Genomic DNA, 20,040 nt, shown 5'->3' with positions numbered 1-20,040 from the left:
GGTCAACGACGAAGAAGGGGGCTCTCCGATGAGCGACACCACGATCTCCAGCGGTTGGGACGTCCTGGACGCCGCGCATGAAGCGCTGCGCACAGCGGTCCGCGCTGTCCCGGCCGACGGCTGGGACCTGCCCACGCCCTGCGCGGGCTGGACCGTGGCCCAGGTCTTCCAGCACGCCGTCGGCGACCAGATCGGCTTCGCCGCCGCCCTGACCGGCGAGCCCGGCCCCGACTTCAACCCGTTCGACCCGTCGGGCGTGCTGGAGGGCGTGGACCCGCAGGCGTTCATGGAGGCCGCCCTGGCGCGCACCGCCAAGGCGTGGGCCGGCGTCGACCGGGACGCCGCCGAAGTGCCCACGCCGGTGCCGCCGCACAAGATGTCTCCGTGGTCCGGCTCGGCGGCGTGCGCTCTGGACGCCGCCGTCCACGCCTGGGACATCGCCCTGGCGACGGGCCGGCCCTCACCGCTCACGCCGGAGCTGGCCCGCCCCCTCCTCAAGGTCGCCAGGGAGATCGTGGAGCCGCTGCGCGCCTGGGGCGCGTACGCCGCCGCCCTGGCCCCCGAGCAGGGCGACGACGACGTGGCGGCCCTCCTGCGCTACCTCGGCCGCGACCCCTACTGGAGCGCTGCTTAGGAGAACTTGGTCTTCGGCCGCTCCTGCAGCTCGCCGTCCACGTAGATGTCGAGCTTCTCGTTGTAGAACGCGATCAGCCCGGCGACCCGCTCGCTCTCCGGCAGCGGCGTCCGGTACGACCAGGCCAGGTCCTTCGCGCCGTTGACCGACCAGTACTCGGCCGTCCCCTTGTACGGGCAGTGGGTGACGGTGTCGGTGTGCTCGAGCAGGTCGAGCCGTACGTCGGTCTTCGGCAGGTAGTAGCGGGCGGGCAGCCCCGTCTCGAAGAGGATGCGCGCGCCGCGGGAGTCGGCCACGGTGACACCGTCGACCTCCACCCGCACGTGCCGCGAACTGGGCAGGATGTCCACCCGCGTGTACGGGTCGCGCGGGTGGAAGTAGACCTGCTCGTCCTCCTCGAACCAGGCGTCCATGGCGTCCCACTCGAACCGCACATGGCCCCGGATCTCCTCCAGCGGCGAGTCCGGGTACGCCAGCGCCGCCTCGGTGGCCTCCGCCGTACCGGAGGTGACGGTGTAGACGACGGCCTCACCCCTGCTCGGGGAGTGTTTGGTGGTCCCGGTCGACTTGAGTGCGGCCTCGTCCACGTCCGCGAGCGGGAAGTAGTAGGTGGGGTAGTACGGGACTTCCCACACCAGCAGGGCGGAGGTGGTGTCGGCCACCACCCGGCCGCCCAGATAGGTCCTCACGCGCTTGGCCGTCCGCTCGACGCGTACCCGGCCACGGTTCCCAGCTTCCATGAACGCGGCAACCCCGCCGGCCACGCGCCTATTCCAGCCCCGGGAAACGCTCCTAGACCAGGCCGCGCCCTATCCCAGCCCGAACGCCGCCAGCGTCGCCCACGTCGTCGCCGTGCCGACCACCGCGCCCGCCGTGACCTGCGTCCAGCTGTGGTGCGCGAGCCGCACTCTGGCCCAGCACACCAGCCCCACGACGGCGCCCCCGGCGATCGCGGTCGGCGGGGCGGGCAGCACGTGGGCGAGCACCACCACCGTTCCCGCGGACACGGCGGCGTGAAAGGAGATCTTCCACCGCAACGTGATCGGCACCGTCACTCCGAGCGCCGCCAGCATCGCGGTGACGGTCGCCACCAGCAACGTCGGCGCCCCCATGACGACGAGCAACGCCAAGGCCACCAGCACGGCCGCCACGGCGGCCAGCAACGGACCGGTCCGCCGCGCCCGATCCACGATGTGATGCGAATCCAGCCGCCCCGACCGCACCCCGAGCGCGATCACCGTCGCCGGCACACCACCGCAGAACGCCGATGCCACCAGCCCCCACGCCGCGCCACGCCACCCTTGCGCGAGCAGCCCGACGACGGGCGGCATGAGGATCACCAGCACCTGCGGCGCCAGCAGGTTGGTCACCCGTTTCGCCACGATGTCGGCAGTCATGCCACGAAAGATTAGCGTGATCAGAAAAGAGTCAGCGGCTCGTCATCGTCCATCGGCTCGGGCAGGGGTTCGAGCTGCGGCAGGCGGGCGCGTACGTCGTCGTGGAAACGGCGGGCGAGCGTCAGCGCGTCGGCGTTGTCGGGGGTGTGGATGAAGACCGTCGGGGAGCGGCCTTCCCGCAGCCATGCGCAGACCGTCTCCAGCCAGGGCCGCCAGCCCTCCACCGTACGGTCGGTGGCGTCCCGGCCGAGGTAGCGGACAATCGGCCGGTCCGTCAGCGCCTTGGACCGGCGGGGCACCCGTGGCTTCTTGGTCCACGCGTCCCGCTCGGCGTCGCTGGTCGGCGGGGCGGCGAAGAGCGTGGTGGTGTCGAACGGGACCCATTCGGCGCCGACGGCGGCCAGGACGCGCTCCAGCAGCCGCTCCGAGCGCTCGTCCTCGAAGAACGCCCGGTGGCGAACCTCCACCCCATACCGGTAGGACCGCGGGAGGCGGCGGAGGAAGGCCGCCAGCGTGCCGAGGTCCGCGGGGCCGAACGAGCCCGGCAGTTGCACCCACAGGGCATGCGTACGCGGGCCGAGCGGCTCCATGGCCTCCAGGAACGCGCGCAGCTGGTCATCGGCGCCGGTCAGGCGGTGCTCGTGGGTGATGGGCTTGGGGAGTTTGCTGACGAAACGGAAGTCCGGGCCGGTCTGGGCGGCCCATGACTCCACGGTCGCCCTGGTCGGCGTCGCGTAGAACGTCGTGTTGCCCTCCACCGCGTTGCACCAGGTCGCGTACGCGCGCAGGCGCTCACCGGGCGGGAGCGGGCCGGGCAGGAACCGGCCCTGCCACGCCGCATGCGTCCACATCGCGCATCCCACATGAAGCCGCATGAACGTGACGTTATCGGAGGTCCGTCGCGCGGGTAGGCGGTGTGGTGGCCGTAAGGTGGGCCTCATGGGCATGGTCGGGACGGTCGGGCTGGTGCTGCACCCGCAGCGCGACTCCAAAAAGGCGATAGACACCATCCTGCGCTGGGCGGCGGGCAAGGGTGCCACGGTGCTGGGGCTGCCCGAGGAGGTGGGGCGGATCGACTGCACCGCCGTGGCCGTGGACTCCGACACTCTCGTCGAGCGGGCCGACCTGCTGGTCGGGCTCGGCGGGGACGGGACGATGCTGCGCACCATGCGGCTGCTCGCCGGGCGGCCGACGCCCATCCTGGGGGTCAACCTGGGGCGCCTCGGGTTCCTCGCGGAAATCGACGTGGATGACCTGGCGGACACGCTGTCGGCCATCGACGGGCACCGCTACACGATCGAGTCGCGGATGGCGATCAGGAGCAGGGTCCTGGACGTGGACGTGACCGCGTTCAACGACATCGCGCTGGTGCGGATCCCGGGGGAAGGGCTGGCGGCGGTGTCCGTCACCCCGGCGGGCAGCGATTTCGTGCGGTACGCCGCGGACGCGGTGATCGTGGCGACCTCCACCGGCTCGACCGCCTACAGCTTCTCCGCCGGAGGACCCATCGTGTCGCCCCGGGTGGAGGCCGTCCTGGTCGTGCCGGCCGCGGCGCACTCGGCGTTCAACCGGGCCCTGGTGCTGCCCGCGGACGAGGACGTCACGCTGGAAGTGCTGCCCAGCAGCGGGCGGCTGGCGGTCGAGGTGGACGGGGCCGTGGTCAGGCACCTGTGCCCCGGCGACCAGATCACGGTGAGCGCGTGGCCGGGGGCGGCCAAGGTGGTCCGGGTCGGCACCACGTTCTACGAACGGGCGCGGCGGAAGCTGCGCGTGGACGGCAGCACCGAAGCTTACGCCTAGGCAGGCCCGCCCCGCAGCGATGTCCTCGGCCGGTGCCGATTTCGCTAGCTGCGGCGATGACGTGCGGGCGGCGGCCGGTCGGCCACATCGCCGCCTTGCCGGGCGCTCTCGGCGGGACGCGCGGCAGGACCGGCGGGATGCCCGGGCGGGCCCTCCGGAGAGCCGGGGCGGAGCCCGGCCGGGGTGAAGAAGCCTCCTTCCGGGATCGGGGTGTCGCGGGGGCGATCCGGGGCGGTCTCGCGGCGATCGCCTGGGGCTGAGAAGAAGTCGTCCCGATCGTCGTCGTCCCGGCGGCTGAAGAAGTCGTCGTCCGCGTCGCCGTCCCTGCGGGAGAAGAAGTCCTCGGGCTCGTCTGTGCGGCCGGAAGGTCTGTCCCGTCGGCTGGGGAGGCGTTCCCGGCGGCTGGAAGGCTCCTCGCGCCCGTCACCGCGGGAATCGGGCGTGGCGTGGCGGGAGGCGATCAGGGCCGCGAGGGCGGTGGTGATGGGGACGGCCGAGATGAGGCCGAGCGTGCCGACCACACTGCGGACGATCTCCTGCGTGATCACCGGCGTCGTCAGCACGTCCCCCAAGGGCTGCGAGCCGATGCTGAACAGCAGCAGCAACGGCAGCGACGCCCCCGCGTACGCCAGGATGATCGTGTTGATCACCGACGCGATGTGCGCCCGCCCGATCCGGCCGGCCGCCCGGTAGAGGCGCGTGAACCCGTAGGAGGGGTTGGCCTGCGCCAGCTCGGCCACCGTCACCGCCTGCGTGACCGTGACGTCGTCGAGCACCCCCAGCGCGCCGATGATGATCCCGGCCAGCAGCAGCCCCTGTGTGTCGATCGACACGCTCATGCCCAGCATCAGCGAGCTGTCGTCGGTGATGCCGTTGAGCTTGGCGAACCCCAGCGCCCCGTACGACAACGCGCCGGTCAGCGCCAGGCTGGCGAGCGTGCCCAGCACGGCCACCGAGGTGGAGGGCGAGAACCCATGCGTCAGGTAGAGCACGATCAGCATGATCGCCGCCGACCCGACGATGGCCACCAGCATGGGCGGCCTGCCCTCGAGGATGCCGGGGATGACGAACGTCAGCAGGAATACGAACGTGACCGCCAGTCCCACCAGCGCGGTGACGCCGCGCCAGCGGCCGAAGGCGATCACCGCCAGCGCGAACGCCGCCCCGAACAGCCACAGCGGCAACGCCCGGTCGTGATCGGAGATCTGGTAGGCGCCGTCCGCGTCGCGCAGCAGGATCACGTCGTCGTCCGGGGCGAAATGCTGCGCCCCGGGACCGGTGGGCAGGCGGAGCGCGACGTCCTTGCCGACGTCGGGGCCTTCCGCGACCTTGACGGTGGCGTTCCCGCAGGTGGCGGGGTCAGGTTTGGGCGCGCCTTCCACGACGGCCGGGCACGGTTTGAGCGTGACGCCGGTGACCGTGCCGGTCAGCCGCTCGACACTGGACTGCGGGGGCGGGCCCGCGTCGTGCCGCCCATCGGGCCAGAGCCACAGCAGGCCCGCCAGCGTGATGATCGCCAGCGGCGCCAGCGCGGCCAGGGTGGCCACGAGCGTGCGCCGCGAGCTGGGGACGGCGGTGCCGTGCGCGTGATTGGCGCCCATCGACGTGTGGATCCTCCTCGACTGACGAATAGTGACAGTACTGCACCGCGGAGGTCAGGGTAGGCGTAAAGCATGGCATGGCTGGTCGGCACCTCGGGGTGGCAGTACAAGGACTGGCGGGGGGTGCTGTATCCGGCGGGAGTGCCGCAGCGGCTCTGGCTGGAGGCGTACGCGCGGGAGTTCCCGACGGTGGAGAGCAACAACGCCTTCTACCGGCTGCCGAGGCCGGAGACGTTCGCCGCCTGGCGGGAGCGCACGCCGGACGGGTTCCTGATCGCGGTCAAGGCCAGCAGGTTCCTCACCCACATCAAGCGGCTGGCCGATCCGGAGGAGCCGGTCCAGCGGCTGATGGGCGCCGCCGCGGCGCTGAAGGAGAAACTCGGCCCGATCCTGCTGCAACTGCCGCCGACCCTCAGGGCCGAGCCCGGCAGGCTCGACAGGTGCCTGGCGTGCTTCCCGCGCGACGTGCGGGTGGCCGTGGAGCCGCGGCACGACTCCTGGTGGACCGACGAGGTACGCGACGTCCTGTCCGCCCACGGCGCCGCCCTGTGCTGGGCGGACCGGCTCGGCAGGCCGCAGAACCCGTTCTGGCGCACCGCCGGCTGGGGCTACGTGCGCATGCACCAGGGCCGGGCCGGCGTCGAGTACGGCGAAACCTCGCTGCGGACCTGGGCCGGACGGGTGCGGGAGGCCGGCTGGGAGGACGTCTACGTGTACTTCAACAACGACCTGGGAGGGGCCGCGGTGCGGAACGCGCGACGATTTGCCAGACTCGGCTAGTGCACACGCGTCTGTATAGGAACGGCGTCCTCGAGAAGGAAGGGTTCCCGGTCGAGGAGGTCTCCGACTATGTAGAGGATCCTGACAACCTCGTCTGGTTCGACCTGTGCTCGCCGTCCCCCGAGGACCTCGGCATGATCGGGGAGGAGCTAGGGCTGCACGAGCTGGCGGTCGAGGACGTGCTGTCCGACCATCAGCGGCCGAAGGTCGACGTTTACGATAACCACCTGTTCATCACCGCTTACCACGTGCACTTCGACGACGACCGGCTGGACCCCGTCGAGGTGAACGTCTTCGTCACGGCCAACGCCCTGGTGACCGTCCGCGAGAGCGACCACTTCGACATCCGTGAAGTCGTCAAGCGCTGGGACGCCAATGCCCGCCTGGCCGGCCACGGGGTGGGCTTCCTGCTGCACGGCCTGCTGGACTACATCGTCGACGCCCAGTTCGACCTCGTCCAGGACCTCGACGGGCAGGCCGAGGCACTGGAGGAGTCGCTGTTCGATGACGAGGTGCGCGACGCCAGGCAGCTGCAGCAGGAGATGTACGTGCTGCGCAAGAACACCGCCAGGCTCCGCAAGATCACTTTACCGATGCGCGAGGTGCTCGGCACCCTGCTCCGCCGCGACCAGGCGCTCGTCGCCGACCCGGTGATGGTCCCGTACTACCAGGACGTCTACGACCACGTGCTGCGCGTGACCGAGTGGCTGGAGTCGATCCGCGACATGCTCGCGAACGTCCGCGAGACCCGCCTCGCCCAGCAGGGCTTCCGGCTCAACGAGATCATGAAGCGGGTCACCAGCTGGGCCGCGATCATCGCGGTGCCCACCATGATCACCGGTTTCTACGGCCAGAACGTGCCCTATCCGGGCTCTGGTGAGCCTTGGGGGTTCTGGATGTCCACGGTCCTGGTGGCGGTGGCGTCGGTGGCGCTCTATTCGGCGTTCAAGAAGAGGGACTGGTTGTAAGGTGCGATGGGCCGCCGAACATGGCCCCATCGTAGGGCGGGCGGCAGGGCTCGCTCCTGACCTCGAGCGTCTGCTCCACCGCCAGCCGCACCTCGGCCGCCCCCGCATCCGGGAAGAGCGGCAGGCAACGGCCGCCGGCCAGCAGGGTGCGCCGGCCGATCGACGTGGTCAGCAGCGACAGCTCCTCATACGTGGCCGGCTTGGCCAGGCGCACCATCCAGGCGCCCGTCCGCGTCCGGCTGCGGGCGCCCTCCAGCGCGTAGTAGTCGAGGACGCTCTCGCTCTCCGAGACGACCGCCCGCATGGTGAAACGACGGCCCTCGACCGTGAACACCTCCGCCGCCGGCGCCTTGTAGATCGAATGCACGTACCCGATCTGGAAGCCGCCGGAGACGGGCAGGCCGTTCACGGTGAGGCGCGCGGCGCCGCCGCCGGAGCCGAGCGCCATCACCGCCGTGACTGCCAGGAGCAGCCTGATCAGGCCTTTTCCTTGAAGTAGCGGGCCGCGCCCGGGTGCAGCTCGACCGGGGCCACCTCCTGGCCCAGCTTCAGATCGAGCTTCTTGGCCTCCGGGTGCACGGCCGACAGCTCCGTCTTCTTCTCGAAGAGGGTCTTGGTGATGTCGTACGCGAGCTGCTCGCTCATCTTGTCGGGCACCAGCAGCACGTTGCCGATGCCGACGGTCTTCAGCGTGCCGTCCAGCTTGTAGACGGACATGTCGACGTCGAGGGAGACGTACTGCTGCCCGTACGTCGACTGCATCTTCGTCAGCACGTCGGACGTGTCGAGCATCTTCATGTCCGGCTTGCTCGTGGCCAGGTCGGTGATGCCCGCGGTGGGCAGGCCGCCGACCCAGAAGAACGCGTCGATCGTGCCGTCCTTGGCGGCCTGCACCGACTCGTTGATCGACAGCTGCTGCTTGGTGACGTCGGTGTCGGGGTTCAGGCCGGCCGCCTCCAGCATGCGCCGGGCCACCACCTGGGTGCCGGAGTTGGCCGGGCCGAGCGAGACGCGCTTGCCCTTGAGGTCGGCCACGGTGGTGGCCTCGACGCCGGGGGCGACCACGACGTGCGCGTAGTTGTCGTAGATGCGGGCGATGGCCTTGATCGGCTGCTTGGCGGTGAAGGTGTCCTTGCCGTTGACCGCGTCGGCCGCCGTGTCGATCTGGGAGAAGCCGATGTCGGCCTTGCCGCCGGCCAGCAGCTTGATGTTCTCGACCGAGGCCGAGGTGACCGACGCGGTGGCCTGGGTGTTGGCGATGCTCGCCGACAGCTGCTTGGCCAGGCCGCCGCCGTAGACGTAGTAGACGCCCGTCGTGCCGCCGGTGGCGATCGACAGCCGGTTGCCCGATCCGCCGGCGCCTCCGCCGCCGCAGCCTGCCACGGTCAGGACGGCGGCGGCGACTATCGCAATGGTCCGCTTCACGATGGGTCCCTTCTCCTTCTTCTGACGAGATGCACGCCGGCGGCCACGGCCAGCACGGCCAGGCCCGCGGCGATGGGGACGGGCTCGAGGAACAGCAGCAGCACCGCGGCCACCGCCGCCAGCAGCCGCTCGGGCACGCCGGTCAGGCCGCCCGTGGCCATGGCGAGCGCGGCCACCGCGACCGCCGACACCGCGGCCATCAGCAGCACGGTCCCGATCGGCCCCTGCCCGAGCAGGGCCTGGCCGTTCGGCGTCAGCACGAACGCGAACGGCACCAGGAACGCGGGCAGTGTGTACCGCCAGGTCATCATCATCGTCTTGTACGTGTTGCCGCCGGTGATCGCGGCCGCCGCGACCGCCGACAGCGCGGTGGGCGGGCTCACCTCCGACAGCACCGCGTAGTAGAAGACGAACATGTACGCCTCGGCCTGGGAGACGCCGAGCGTGGTGAGCGCCGGGCCGATGATCACGGCCGCGATGATGAAGCTCGCCGTCACCGGCACGGCCAGGCCCAGCAGCATGACGGCGAGACCGGACATGACCGTGGTGAGGATGAGGTTGCCGGCGGCGAAGTCCACGATGATCGCGCTGAGGTTGAGCCCGAGGCCGGTCTGGGTGATGACGCCGACGATGATGCCCGCCGCCGCGCACACGGCCGTCACGGGCAGCACCTCCAGCGTGCCCTTCGCCAGCGCCTGTCCGACACGCTTGGGCGTCATCCGGTGCCGGGGGTCGAGGAACGACAGCGCGAACGCCACGGCCGTGGCGATCACCACGGACTGGAACGCCGACCGGTCCAGCGCCATCAGCACGATGATGAGGATGAGCGAGCTGAAGTGGTAGCCGAAGCGCAGCAGCAGCTTGCCCGCCTTGGGCGCGTCCACCGGCACGGCGTGGGTGCCGAAGCGGCGCGAGTCGACCTCGATGGCCAGGAAGATGCCCAGGTAGTACAGGATCGTGGGGATCGTCGCGTACAGGAGCACCTCGAGGTAGCTGACCCTGAGGTATTCGGCGATGATGAACGCCGCGGCGCCCAGCGTGGGCGGCGACAGGATGGCGCCGATGCCGCCGGCCGCCAGGATGCCGCCGGCCGGCTCCTTCGGGTAGCCGGCCCGGCGCAGCACCGGCCAGGCCACGCTGCCCAAGCTGACCGTGGTCGCCACGCCTGAGCCCGAGACCGTGCCGAGCAGGAAGCCGGCCGTGGTGACGGTGCGGCCCGGGGCGGAGCGGGAGTTGCGGAAGGCGGCGAAGCTCAGGTCGATGAAGAAGCGGCTCGCCCCCGAGAAGTCGAGCACGGCGCCGTAGATCGTGAAAAGGACGATGTAACTGGCGGCCACCTGCATCGGCACGCCGAAGAAGCCTTCGGTGCCGGTGTAGAGCTGCGAGACGATCTGGGCGAGGTCGAAACCGCGATGCCCGATCGTCCAGTCAATCGGCAGATACGCCCCGTAGTAGGCATAAATCAGGAAAATGACGCAGATGATGGTCAGGGCCCAGCCGACGGTCCGCCGTACCGCCTCCAGCAGCAGCACGGTCAGCGCCAGCCCCGCCACGATGTCGAGGCCCGTCAGCGCCGCGCCCGATCCCCGGTCGCGGAACGCGTCGATGTCGGCCAGCGGATAGACCAGGACCGCCAGCGCGGCGGCCGCCAGCAGCCAGTCGGCCACGGTGGGCCGCTCGGTCCCGGCCCCGGCCGGTGGGCCGGCCTCGTCGGCGGCGGCGACCATGGCGGGTTCGCGGCGCAGCCTGCCCACCCACGACGACAGCCCCGAGCGGTAACACAGGAACACCAGCGGCAACGCCACCGCCAGGAACGTCATCCGATGTTCGAGCGCCTCGACCGGCCGGAACACAACCACCAGCGAGTAGACCGACAACAACCCGCCCACGATCCACACGCCGAGGCGGAGCGCCCCGCCCAGGTGCCGCGCCGGGCGCTCCTGCTCGTGGGCGGAGACCAGCTCGGCCTCACGATCGCTCAGCTCGGTCACGACGTCCTCCCCGACACGCGTTGCAGGGACTTTACGAGCCCTTTACGCGATCAGGGAAGACTCCGTTACCTTATTGATTTCCGCCCGTCAGACGAACGGTCGCGAATCCGCGGCCAAACGCTCAAGGGGCACCTCGCCCGCCTGGCTCCCGTCGCGCCGCCGTACCGCCGCCTGCCCGCTCGCCACCTCGCGCGGCCCCACGACGAGCTGGTACGGCACCAGCCGGTGCGCCCGGATCCTGGCCCCGAGGCTGCCCCGGTCGGCGGGCGCGAGCTCGGCCCGCAGGCCCGCGGCCAGGCAGCGCCGCAGCAGGTCCTCGGCCGCCGGCAGCTCGGCGTCCGACAGCGGCAGCACCACCGCCTGCACGGGCGCCAGCCACGCGGGGAACGCGCCGCCGTGCACCTCGATGAGGTGCGCGACCAGGCGTTCGAGGCCGCCGACGACGCTGCGGTGCACCATGGCGGGCCGATGTCCGCCGACGTAGCGCAGGTCGAAACGCCCGGGCATGTACTGGTCCACCTGAACGGTCGACAGGGTGTTCTCGCGTCCGGCCGGGTCGGCGATCTGGATGTCGATCTTCGGCCCGTAGAAGGCGCCCTCGCCGCGCTCCTCGTCGTAGGCCTGGCCGCGTTCCTTGAGCACCTCGCGCAGGATCGCCTCGGAGACCGCCCACATCTCCGGGTCGTCGACGTACTTGTCGCCGTCGCCGCGCAGCGACAGCCGGTAGCGTGCGGCCCGGATGCCGAGCTGGGCGTGCGCGGCCTCGATCAGGTCGAGCGCGGCCGACACCTCGGCGGCGGCCTGCTCGGGCGGGCAGAACACATGGCCGTCGTTGAGCTGGATGGACCGGACCCTGGTCAGGCCGCCGAGGACGCCGGACAGCTCCGAGCGGTACTGGCCGCCCAGCTCGGCCAGGCGCAGCGGCAGCTCGCGATGACTTCGCTGCCGCGAGCGGTAGATGAGCGCGTGGTGCGGGCACAGGCTGGGGCGCAGCACGAACTCCTCGCCGCCCACGTTCATCGGCGGGAACATGTCGTCGGCGTAGTGCGCCCAGTGGCCGGAGCGCTCATACAGCTCGCGTTTGCCCAGCACGGGCGAGTTGACGTGCAGGTAGCCGTGGCGGCGCTCCAGCTCGTGGACGTAGTCCTCGATGGCCTTGCGCATCGCCGCGCCGGCGGGCAGCCAGTAGGGCAGGCCGGCGCCGATCATCGGGTCGGTGTCGAAGATGCCCAGCTCACGGCCGAGCTTGCGGTGGTCGTTCATGATGATCCTTTCCAAGGAAAGGGCGAACGACCAGCTCCCGGGCGTTCGCCCGGGAAGCATGGAGTCAGCGCGCCGGGACGGGGTCCGGCGTCGTCGTGGCGAAGACAAAGGCGCGCTGCATGTCCATCACGGTAACATCCCGACGCTTGTGAAAAAAAGTTTCAAGAAGACCTCAAGGATTGGCAAATGATATAAAGGACGCCGTGGCCGAGATCACCCTGGACGTCCGCCAGTTACAGGCGTTCGCCGAGGTCGGCTACCAGGTGGCGGGCGGCGGCGACGCGCACGCGGCGATGGCCGCGCTGCGCCGGGTCGTCCCGCTCGACGCATACGAGTTCGTCGCGTTCGACCCCGCCACCGGGCGGCACCACAGCGTCGTCTCCGACGGTCACCGGCGCATCGACCGGGACGCCGCCGAGGAATACGCCGGGCTGGCGGCGTACCGCAGGGCCCTGGCCACCCGCGCGCCCGTGTGCATGCCGGAGCCGGACACCGAGCGTTACTTCCGCCGCCATCTGGCCCCTTACGGCTGGCGGGCCGGCCTGACCGCGCCGCTGTTCCTGCGCGAGGGCCGCTACACGGGGCTGCTCCACCTCGCCTCCCGGCAGGTCTTCCCCTACCTCACCGGGGCCCTCGTGGCGGCGGTGAGCCCGATGCTGGCGCACGTCACCGACCTGACCAGGTGCGTGATCGACCCCGTGGGGCTGCCGCCCGACTTCCGCGCGGTCGCCTTCGACCGGCTCGGCGCCCGCCGTGAGGTCCCCGGGCGGGAGATGTCGGCCGCGTTATGGGACGAACCGGCGATGGCCGCGTACGCCAGGGCGTTCATCGACTCGCGCGAGCTGAGCAGGCACGGCCTCTGGCTGGACGGCGACGGGCGCTGGCACGAGCTGCGGCTGCTCAGGGCGGGGGTCGGGTTCCAAGGGTCGCTGCAGGGCGCGGTCGCCGCCGAGCGGAGGTGCGCGTTGCCGTACGAGCTGACGGGCCGGGAGGTGGACGTCCTCACGCGGGTCGCGGCCGGCGACTCCAACCCCCAGATCGCCGCCGCGCTCGTGCTCAGCGTCCGCACGGTCACCACCCACCTGGAGCACATCTTCGCCAAGCTGGGCTGCGACAGCCGCACCCGCCTCACCACCAAGGCCCTCGCCGAGGGCCTGTGCCGCCTGGACGTCTAAGCGGGCACCCCGGCGGTCATCCTGGCCTGCAGCAGTTCGAACCACACCGTCGTCGACCCGGCCTCCCGCGTGAACCCCCAGCGGTGGCTGAGCGCCTCGATCAGCGGCAGGCCGCGCCCGCTGGTGGCCTGCGTGCTGGTACGGCACACGCACGGCGGCCCGTCCGAGCCCGCGTCCGACACGCAGACCCGCACCGCCGAGTCCGAGTGGGTCACGGCCACCGTGAACGAGCCGCCCGCGCCGGACCTGGTGTGCAGGATCGCATTCGTGGCCAGCTCACTGGTGAGCAGCACCACATCGTCATAGAGCGGATGATCGCGCCCGAGCGCGGCCATCACGATCCCCCTGGCCCGGGACACCTGGGACGGAATCCCCGGCAACCGGACCGTGAGATCGCGCGAGCCGAGCGGATCACCCCCGTTGGCACGGTGCAAGTCCGGTGCCACGGCGACCTCCCCCATAGTCGGGCCCCTAACCTCAGGCTGCGTCATGGGACGCGCTGGTGGCGGCCGGGAGGCCATTGCGAAAAGGTAGGAATGCCCTTTCCCAAGGTCGCCTGCACGACCGCCTGCGCCGACCGAGTACGCTGCGATCGACGAGTCGTCTAGGCCCGTGGGGAGCCGTCGTCGAGGCCCGTGGGGAAGCGGAGGAGGTCGCGTGAGCAGCCTGGAGGCCGTCTGGGTGCAGCCGTATGACCGGCCGGGGGCGGCGGTCGTGACCGGAGTCTTCGACATCCTGCACGTGGGACACGTGCGTTACCTGGGCGCGGTGGCGGCCCGCGGCCTGCCGCTGGTCGTCGGCGTCGAGGACGACCCGCGGGTGCGCGCCTGGAAGGGTCCGAGCCGCCCGTTCAACCCGTCGGCGGAGCGCGCCGAGGTCCTGGCCGCCCTCCGCTTCGTCACCGGCGTCTTCATCGTGACCGGTCCGTCCGACGCCCACGGCCCCGAGGACTACATCGACCTCCTCGCCCCGATGCGACCCGCCGCCCTGGCACACACCGCCGGCGACCCGCACGCGGGCGCCCGCGCGGCCGCGGCGGCGATCCTGGGGGCCGAGTGCTGGGAGATGGAGGCCATCCCGGGCCGCTCCACGACCCGCATCGTGAACGCCGCCGGCAAAGGCTGAGCGTTACCCGTATTCGTCCACAGAACAGAACAAGCTTCCAGGGCACCATTGGGGACGCCGCTCAGCCGGTGAGACCTTTCCTCATGCGTGAAGGAGCACACATGGTGACCCATCCCTTGGCAGCGACGGCACATGACGCGACCCTCGGCGACATCCACGCCGCGGCCCTGGAGTCGTTGCCGCTTGACGTGCACGACTATCTCGAGGGCGGCGCCGGCGAGGAGTGGACGTTACGCAGGAACCGGGAGGCGTTCGCCGAATGGGGCTTCGTACCCCGGCTCATGAGCGGCCGGCAGGCCCCCGATCTCCGGACGGTCTTCATGGGCGTGCCACTCCGCATGCCGGTCCTGACCGGTCCGTTCGGCGTCGACACCCTGTTCCATCCGGAAGGCCAGAAGGCCGTCGCCCGCGCCGCCGCCCGATCGGGCATCTCGGGGATGGCCCCCGAAGCGGGCTCGTACTCCTACGCCGAGGTACGCCGTGCGGCCCCCGACGGCATGGCCTTCGGGCAACTCCACCCCGTCGGGTCGGAGGACGCCTTCATCCGCCGCCTGGCGCACTTCGAGGACTGCGGCTTCCGCGCGCTCGTGGTCACGTGCGACACACCGACGGCCGGCTGGCGGGAACGCAACCGCCGCAACGGTTACACCCCTCCGCACGCCGTCACCGGCGGCAACTTCACCGGCGACGAAGGCACGGGCGACGCCTTCGCCGACCTCTTCGGCGGCTCCGGCCCCGCCTGGACCTGGGAGAAGCTGGCCCGCCTCATGAACGGGACGAGCCTGCCCTGGATGGCCAAGGGGATCACCACCGTCCCAGACGCCGAGGCCGCCATCGCCGCGGGAGCGAGCGCCATCGGCGTGTCCAACCATGGAGGCCGCCAGCTCGACGGCCTCCCGGCAGCGCTTGACGTACTCCCCGAGATCGCCGGCGCGGTGGGCGACCGCGCGCAGATCGCCTTCGACAGCGGGGTCCGCCGGGGGTCCGACGTGGTCAAGGCGCTCGCGCTCGGCGCGGACGTGGTCGTGCTCGGCCGCCTGGCCATCTACGGCCTGATCGCCGACGGCGAAGCCGGTGTGACGAGAGTCCTCGACCTCCTGAGCGGGAGATGGCGAACATCCTGACACTTCTCGGCTGCGCCGCCCTCACAGACCTCGATCGGGGCTTCCTGCGCCGCCTCTGACCGGGCCGGGTGCCGCGGGCTGGAAACGCAAGAAGCGAGCCCTCATGCGGCGAGGACCTTCGCCAGGGCCTCGGCGATGTGGGCGGCGCCGGCGGGGCTGTCCATGAGCATCGGCTGGCGGACCCAGAGCACCTCGCGGGAGGCGGCCTCGGCGGCCGGGCAGGGCTCTGCGCGGGCGTCGGCCTCGGTCAGCGCCGGCATGGTGCCGAGCGGCGGGTAGCCGCCGTCGAGCGGGACGCCCTCCGCCTCCATCGCCGTCAGCAGGAACGACCGGTCGAACGGTACGTGGAGGCGCAGCATGAGCAGGTGCCGGGAGTCGCGGGTGGTGCCAGGCGGCTGCGGGACCAGCGTCACCGGCGCCATCGTGGTGCCCACCGTCGCCGGCGCCACCGTGCCCGGCGATCGCGGCAGCGCCGTGCCGTCGTGGCTCGCGGGCATCGGGATCGACGCCAGCTCTCGTTCGACGGCCGCGGCGAAGGCGTTCCTGTGGTCGATCTCCTCGTCGAGGCGGTCCAGCCAGGGCAGCAGGAGCGCGGCCTGGATCTCGGTCAGGCGCAGGTTCCAGCCGACGCTGGGGTGGCCGTACCAGGCGCCGTCCAGCGTGCGGCCCAGGTTGCAGACCGACCAGATGGCCGCGTGGACGGCCTGGTCGCGGCAGACGATCAGGCCGCCCTCCCCCGCCGTCATCGCCTTGCTGGATTGGAAGCTGTAGACGCCGGCGTCACCGAGCCCGCCGATGGGGCGGCCTCGGTACGTGGCGCCGTGCGCTTGGGCCGCGTCCTCCACCACGGCCAGGCCGTGCCGTGCGGCGACCGCGTTCAGCGCGTCCATGTCCGCGGGGCTGCCGGCCAGGTGCACCGGGATGATCGCGGCCGTGCGCGGGGTAACGGCCGCCTCCGTCGCGGACGCGGACAGATGCAGATCCACCGGGTCGACGTCGGCGATCACCGGTGTGGCGCCGGCGAGCAGGACGGCCGTGGCGGTGGCGACGAACGTGTACGCCGGGACGATCACCTCGTCGCCCGGCCCGACGCCCAGGCCGCGCAGCGCGGCGAACAGGCCGAGGGTGGCGTTGCCGACGGCGATGCCGTACGGGACGCCGGAGCGGCGCGCGAACGCGGCGGTCAGGTCCGCGCAGGCCGAGCCGCCCTGTGTGGCGCCCCAGCGGCCGCTCTCCAGCACGGCGGTGACGAGTTCGCGCTGGGCCTCGTTCAGCGGCGGCGGCCACGACGGCCAGGGGGCGGTGCGCACGGGCGTGCCGCCGTTGACGGCGAGGGTCATGTGAGGCGTCCTTCCAGCACGCGGGCGAGGTTGCCGCCCTGGATGAGGGCCCGGTCGGCGTCGTCGAGCGGGGCGAGGGCGAGCCGGCCGAAGCCGATCCGCAGGTCGAGGAAGCAGGCGTCGGAGCCGTAGACGACGCGGTCGGCACCGACCTGGGCGGCCAGGCGGGCGATCCATCGCCCGGTCATCTTGGAGCCGCAGATCTCGAGGGAGACGTTCGGGTGCTCGCGGATCAGCTCGGCGGCGCGGGCGAAGCCGTACGGCCAGAGCCCGGCGTGTCCGAGCAGCAGCGGTACGCCGGGGTGCCGCCGCGCCACCGTGACGAACCGCTCGGGGTCGCTCCACGGCGAGTCGGTCTGGCCGTGGGCGAGCACGGGCAGGCCCAGCTCCCAGACGGGGTCGTAGCGGCGGTCGTCGAGGGAGCACTGGTGCACGTCCGGGTGGATCTTGACGCCCCAGACGCCCTGGTCGGTGAGCCTGTTGCGCTGGTGGGGGTTGTAGACCTGCCACACGCCGAACCGGCCGGGGTGCCGCTCGGCCGCGGCGAAAGCCAGCCGGTTGCCCGCCTCGGCGTCGGGGCCGACGGCGAGCAGATGGCTGATGCCGATCGCGTCGATGCCGAGGCGGTCCATCAGGGCGACCATGCCGTCGGCCGACTGGTCGGGGATGAGGAAGTCGGGCCAGGGACCGAGGTGGCCGTGCGCGTCGAGGATCACAGCAGGCTCCCTCCCGACGCGATCACGGCGACGTCGGCCTCCGGCAGGTCCAGGTGGTCGAGGAGGAAGCGGGGGCCGCAGTCGTCCATGACGGGGGCGCCGGTGCCGAATACCAGCCGTCCGGCGCCGAAGTGGCCGGCCAGCCACTCGACGCCGCGCTGGGTGTTGACCGTGCCGATCTCCAGCCACAGGTTCGGGATCGCGGTCATGAGCTCGGCGATCGCCCGCAGCCGCCGGTAGCCGGGGTTGAGCAGCAGGATGCGCTGCTCGGGCAGCGCCCTGGCCAGGGCGAGCAGGTGCCCTGGCGAGGTCTCCTCGAAGTCGATGGCCGCCGTCACGCCGAGCGCCGCCAGCCAGCGCAGGGCCGTCGGCCCGGTCAGCTCGAAACGGTGCCGGGCCGGACAGAGCCTGACCATGGGCACGCCCCAGTCCGGTACCGGCTCGAAGGATTCGGGCAGCAGCACGGGGACCGGGACGAGCCGGGGGTCGTCGAGGTCGAGCAGCGCCTCGTTACCGGCCCGGACGTCGGAGTAGAGGGCGAGGGTGTGGGTGACATAGGCCTGGTGGATGCCGAGCCGGTCCATCTCCGGCCGCGGGTCCTCCGGCAGGTCGTCGAAGGGTACGGGGCCGATGAGCCGGTGGGCGTCCACGATGTGTTCCGGCATCAGGCCGGGGTGACGGTGAGGAGCGGGCAGGCCGGGTCGAGGTCGATCCTGGCCAGGTGCCGGCCGCTGAGGGCCCAGGCCTTCCAAGAGCCGGGCTCGAAGTGGAGCTGTGGGTTGGTGTACCACTCGTCGCCCAGGCCCGTGGCGAGGTGCGTGGCCGTGTCGCTCAGCTCGTAGGCGTTGCCGCCGCCGAAGAATGTGCTGACGAACACCTTGCCGCGGTGCGTGGTCAGCTCGCCGTACCCGGACAGTTTGCCCTGGTGTTTGACCGTTCTGGTGGCCAGGTCGAGGGCGATCCAGGCGCCGGAGTCGCGCTTGTACACGCCGTAGAGAAGGCCGCCGTGCACCTTGACGTCCTGGAAGGTACGGAAGCCGGGGACCGGGTCCACCTGCCACAGCACGGTGCGGGAGCGCAGGTCGAAGGCCGCGACGGACGCCGAGGTGTGCACCGGCGGGACCCCGCCGCCGCCGAGCACGTCGCCGCCCAGGTAGACGACGCCGTTGCGGGCGTCCAGCGACAGGCTCATCAAGCTCTGACCGGGGATGACGCCCTTGTAGACGTCGATCTCGCCGGTGTCGGGGTCCACGATCGACAGGGCGCCTTCGAGCTTGGCGCCCAGCGGGGCGGAGGCGACCAGCAGCTTGTCGGTCACCGGGTCGTACTCGATGTCCCAGGGGCGCTGCTGGTCGTGTCCGAGGCGGCCGAGTCCGCGGATCTCGTCGGTGCGCAGGTCGATGGAGATGATCTGACCGCTGGGGTAGATGGCGGCGTAGATCTTGTTTCCGCGCCGCACGAGGTCCTTGGGCTCGCCCGGGACGCGGAACCTGCGCTTGTGGCCGGTACGCAGGTCGCGTACGTCCATGAAGAAGTGACCGCCGACGTAGACGGCTCGGCCGGGCACCAGCAGCATGCTCTGGGGCCGCTCAGGGCCGCTCGGCAGGCCGGCCTCGATCAGGTCGGTGAACTGCGACTCCCCGGTCCGCAGGTCCAGCGACCACATGCCGCCGCTGCCGGAGAAGCCGATCAGGGTGTCGTCGCCGGTGAGCGCGAGGCGCCTGGTCTCGTCGTCCTGCGACGGCGGGTCGGCGATCTTGGTGGGTGCCGGGTCGCCGGTGCGGTAGCGGTGGACGGCGCCGTCCGGGCGGGAGGTGCCGTAGACCGTGCCGTCGGCGGCCACGGTGAGCGCGTCCAGGCTCCCCGAGGCGAGGGGGACGTGCCGGGCGTCGGTGCCGTCCTTGCGCACGTCGATGAGCGTCTGGCCGCTGACCGCGAGGATCCGGTCGCCGTGCTCGGCGACCACCCCGATGCCCCCCGGGCCCTGGGCCAGCACCTTGACGGCGCCCGTCGTCCGGTCGATCGCGACGAGCTTGCCCTTGTCGAGCAGGCCCGCGTAGACGTTCTGGGCGTCGGCCGCCACCGTCCTGACGTACCGCTCGCCGGTGGCCAGCACCCCGAAGTCGCGTACTGCGCCGGAGGCCGGGACGTACTCCTTGACCCGGCCGTCCGGATAGGTGCCCGCGTAGAGGGTGCCGTCGGGGGCGGCGGCGAGCGCCCAGATGAAGCCGCCGTTCCTGCCTAAGGAGACCAGGTGTTCCGCCACCTCACCGCTGTTATCGGGGTCGAAGCGGTAGAGGTCCGGGACGGGGTACGTGCCGACGTAGACCTTGCCGCCCGACACGACCGTGGCCCAGCCACCCTCCGGTTCCCCGGTCGCGGGGCCGTCGGGCAGGTGCACGCTCCTGACGACCTTCCGGGTGGCCAGGTCGATCTCGGCCAGCACGGGCGGCTTCTGGCCGCGTGTGACGACGTAGGCCTTGTCCTCGTGTACCACGGCGCCCACGATGGCGCCGGTCACCGACGCCGGGCCGAACGTCTCCACCCGCGGCCCGGCACACGTGGCCGCCTCTCGCGGCGTGGCCGCCTGGGCCGGAAGCGCTGATAAGAGCAGCGTGGCGGCCAGGGCCGCGGCCACCGCGAGGGGTTTACGCGGCATGGCCGCACCTCCACAAGGCGTGTTGCTCAATTTTGGTCCAGA

General features: G+C 71.5%; 20 protein-coding genes. 7 read left to right on the top strand and 13 right to left on the bottom strand.

Translation table 11 applies throughout. The features are described 5' to 3' along the window. Window positions 1-28: 28 nt before the first annotated feature. The gene (locus tag ACTWQA_RS02825; RefSeq protein ID WP_327582804.1) at window positions 29-634 is read left to right on the top strand and encodes a TIGR03086 family metal-binding protein; all 606 of its coding nucleotides are present in this window, start codon (window positions 29-31) and stop codon (window positions 632-634) included. Here the strand turns inward: ACTWQA_RS02825 and ACTWQA_RS02820 are convergent. From ACTWQA_RS02820 to ACTWQA_RS02810, 3 genes are all read right to left on the bottom strand, one after another. Continuing rightward, a complete protein-coding gene (locus tag ACTWQA_RS02820) occupies window positions 631-1,374 on the bottom strand; it encodes a DUF427 domain-containing protein (protein ID WP_327582805.1) in 744 nt (247 codons plus the stop codon). The two genes, ACTWQA_RS02825 and ACTWQA_RS02820, sit on opposite strands and share 4 nt — an antisense overlap. Window positions 1,375-1,443: 69 nt before the next feature. Next, window positions 1,444-2,031 carry a hypothetical protein gene (locus tag ACTWQA_RS02815; RefSeq protein ID WP_443157730.1) on the bottom strand — a complete coding sequence of 196 codons (588 nt, stop codon included), beginning with the start codon at window positions 2,029-2,031 and terminating at the stop codon, window positions 1,444-1,446. 20 nt (window positions 2,032-2,051) lie between these two features. Next, entirely contained in the window at window positions 2,052-2,906 is an 855-nt protein-coding gene (locus ACTWQA_RS02810; protein WP_443157729.1) for a DUF72 domain-containing protein, read from the bottom strand. A gap of 64 nt (window positions 2,907-2,970) precedes the next feature. On the opposite strand from ACTWQA_RS02810, the gene ACTWQA_RS02805 reads away from it, so the two are divergent. Further along, a complete protein-coding gene (locus tag ACTWQA_RS02805) occupies window positions 2,971-3,831 on the top strand; it encodes an NAD(+)/NADH kinase (RefSeq protein WP_443157728.1) in 861 nt (286 codons plus the stop codon). Between the two features lie 44 nt (window positions 3,832-3,875). Here the strand turns inward: ACTWQA_RS02805 and ACTWQA_RS02800 are convergent, their stop codons facing one another. Next, window positions 3,876-5,432 carry a YibE/F family protein gene (locus ACTWQA_RS02800; protein ID WP_443157727.1) on the bottom strand — a complete coding sequence of 519 codons (1,557 nt, stop codon included), beginning with the start codon at window positions 5,430-5,432 and terminating at the stop codon, window positions 3,876-3,878. 72 nt (window positions 5,433-5,504) lie between these two features. On the opposite strand from ACTWQA_RS02800, the gene ACTWQA_RS02795 reads away from it, so the two are divergent. Next, a complete protein-coding gene (locus ACTWQA_RS02795; protein WP_443157726.1) occupies window positions 5,505-6,212 on the top strand; it encodes a DUF72 domain-containing protein in 708 nt (235 codons plus the stop codon). Continuing rightward, window positions 6,212-7,180, top strand: a complete 969-nt coding sequence (locus ACTWQA_RS02790; RefSeq protein ID WP_443157725.1) for a magnesium transporter CorA family protein — start codon at window positions 6,212-6,214, stop codon at window positions 7,178-7,180. The genes ACTWQA_RS02795 and ACTWQA_RS02790 overlap by 1 nt, the downstream gene beginning before the upstream one ends. On the opposite strand, the gene ACTWQA_RS02785 is transcribed toward ACTWQA_RS02790, so the two are convergent. The 4 genes from ACTWQA_RS02785 to thrS all read right to left on the bottom strand — a co-directional run bounded on the left by ACTWQA_RS02785 (window position 7,158) and on the right by thrS (window position 11,919). Beyond that, the gene (locus ACTWQA_RS02785; RefSeq protein WP_443157724.1) at window positions 7,158-7,631 is read right to left on the bottom strand and encodes a DUF1850 domain-containing protein; all 474 of its coding nucleotides are present in this window, start codon (window positions 7,629-7,631) and stop codon (window positions 7,158-7,160) included. The two genes, ACTWQA_RS02790 and ACTWQA_RS02785, sit on opposite strands and share 23 nt — an antisense overlap. A gap of 26 nt (window positions 7,632-7,657) precedes the next feature. Then, window positions 7,658-8,605, bottom strand: coding sequence for a TAXI family TRAP transporter solute-binding subunit (locus ACTWQA_RS02780; RefSeq protein ID WP_305918068.1), 948 nt, complete (start codon window positions 8,603-8,605; stop codon window positions 7,658-7,660). Continuing rightward, complete coding sequence (locus ACTWQA_RS02775) at window positions 8,602-10,596, bottom strand: TRAP transporter permease (protein WP_443157723.1); 1,995 nt, start codon at window positions 10,594-10,596, stop codon at window positions 8,602-8,604. The genes ACTWQA_RS02780 and ACTWQA_RS02775 overlap by 4 nt, the downstream gene beginning before the upstream one ends. 87 nt (window positions 10,597-10,683) lie before the next feature. Next, window positions 10,684-11,919, bottom strand: coding sequence for a threonine--tRNA ligase (gene thrS, locus ACTWQA_RS02770; RefSeq protein ID WP_443157722.1), 1,236 nt, complete (start codon window positions 11,917-11,919; stop codon window positions 10,684-10,686). A 143-nt stretch (window positions 11,920-12,062) separates the two neighbouring features. On the opposite strand from thrS, the gene ACTWQA_RS02765 reads away from it, so the two are divergent. Next, the gene (locus ACTWQA_RS02765) at window positions 12,063-13,034 is read left to right on the top strand and encodes a response regulator transcription factor (RefSeq protein WP_443157721.1); all 972 of its coding nucleotides are present in this window, start codon (window positions 12,063-12,065) and stop codon (window positions 13,032-13,034) included. Here ACTWQA_RS02765 and ACTWQA_RS02760 read toward each other — a convergent pair. After that, the gene (locus tag ACTWQA_RS02760) at window positions 13,031-13,480 is read right to left on the bottom strand and encodes an ATP-binding protein (RefSeq protein WP_443157720.1); all 450 of its coding nucleotides are present in this window, start codon (window positions 13,478-13,480) and stop codon (window positions 13,031-13,033) included. The genes ACTWQA_RS02765 and ACTWQA_RS02760 overlap by 4 nt on opposite strands. Window positions 13,481-13,691: 211 nt before the next feature. Between ACTWQA_RS02760 and ACTWQA_RS02755 the strand changes: the two genes are divergently transcribed. Further along, window positions 13,692-14,159, top strand: coding sequence for an adenylyltransferase/cytidyltransferase family protein (locus ACTWQA_RS02755; RefSeq protein WP_305918073.1), 468 nt, complete (start codon window positions 13,692-13,694; stop codon window positions 14,157-14,159). Window positions 14,160-14,260: 101 nt separating this feature from the next. Beyond that, complete coding sequence (locus ACTWQA_RS02750; protein WP_443157719.1) at window positions 14,261-15,283, top strand: alpha-hydroxy acid oxidase; 1,023 nt, start codon at window positions 14,261-14,263, stop codon at window positions 15,281-15,283. A gap of 101 nt (window positions 15,284-15,384) precedes the next feature. Here ACTWQA_RS02750 and ACTWQA_RS02745 read toward each other — a convergent pair whose 3' ends face one another. The 4 genes from ACTWQA_RS02745 to ACTWQA_RS02730 are packed head-to-tail and all read right to left on the bottom strand — an operon-like array spanning window position 15,385 to window position 19,998. Next, window positions 15,385-16,623: a DegT/DnrJ/EryC1/StrS family aminotransferase gene (locus ACTWQA_RS02745; RefSeq protein ID WP_443157718.1), complete on the bottom strand. Its 1,239-nt coding sequence runs from the start codon at window positions 16,621-16,623 to the stop codon at window positions 15,385-15,387. Beyond that, a complete protein-coding gene (locus tag ACTWQA_RS02740) occupies window positions 16,620-17,339 on the bottom strand; it encodes an amidohydrolase family protein (protein WP_443157717.1) in 720 nt (239 codons plus the stop codon). Before ACTWQA_RS02740 ends, ACTWQA_RS02745 begins: the two co-directional genes overlap by 4 nt. After that, complete coding sequence (locus ACTWQA_RS02735; RefSeq protein WP_443157716.1) at window positions 17,336-18,004, bottom strand: amidohydrolase family protein; 669 nt, start codon at window positions 18,002-18,004, stop codon at window positions 17,336-17,338. Before ACTWQA_RS02735 ends, ACTWQA_RS02740 begins: the two co-directional genes overlap by 4 nt. Continuing rightward, on the bottom strand, window positions 18,004-19,998 hold the full coding sequence (locus ACTWQA_RS02730; protein ID WP_443157715.1) for a PQQ-binding-like beta-propeller repeat protein: 1,995 nt from the start codon (window positions 19,996-19,998) through the stop codon (window positions 18,004-18,006). The genes ACTWQA_RS02735 and ACTWQA_RS02730 overlap by 1 nt, the downstream gene beginning before the upstream one ends. Window positions 19,999-20,040: the final 42 nt, after the last annotated feature.

The organism is Nonomuraea sp. 10N515B (assembly GCF_052245915.1).
Classification (GTDB): domain Bacteria; phylum Actinomycetota; class Actinomycetes; order Streptosporangiales; family Streptosporangiaceae; genus Nonomuraea.
Note: the sequence above shows the minus strand (reverse complement) of the source record. Positions and strands in the feature narration are given on the sequence as shown.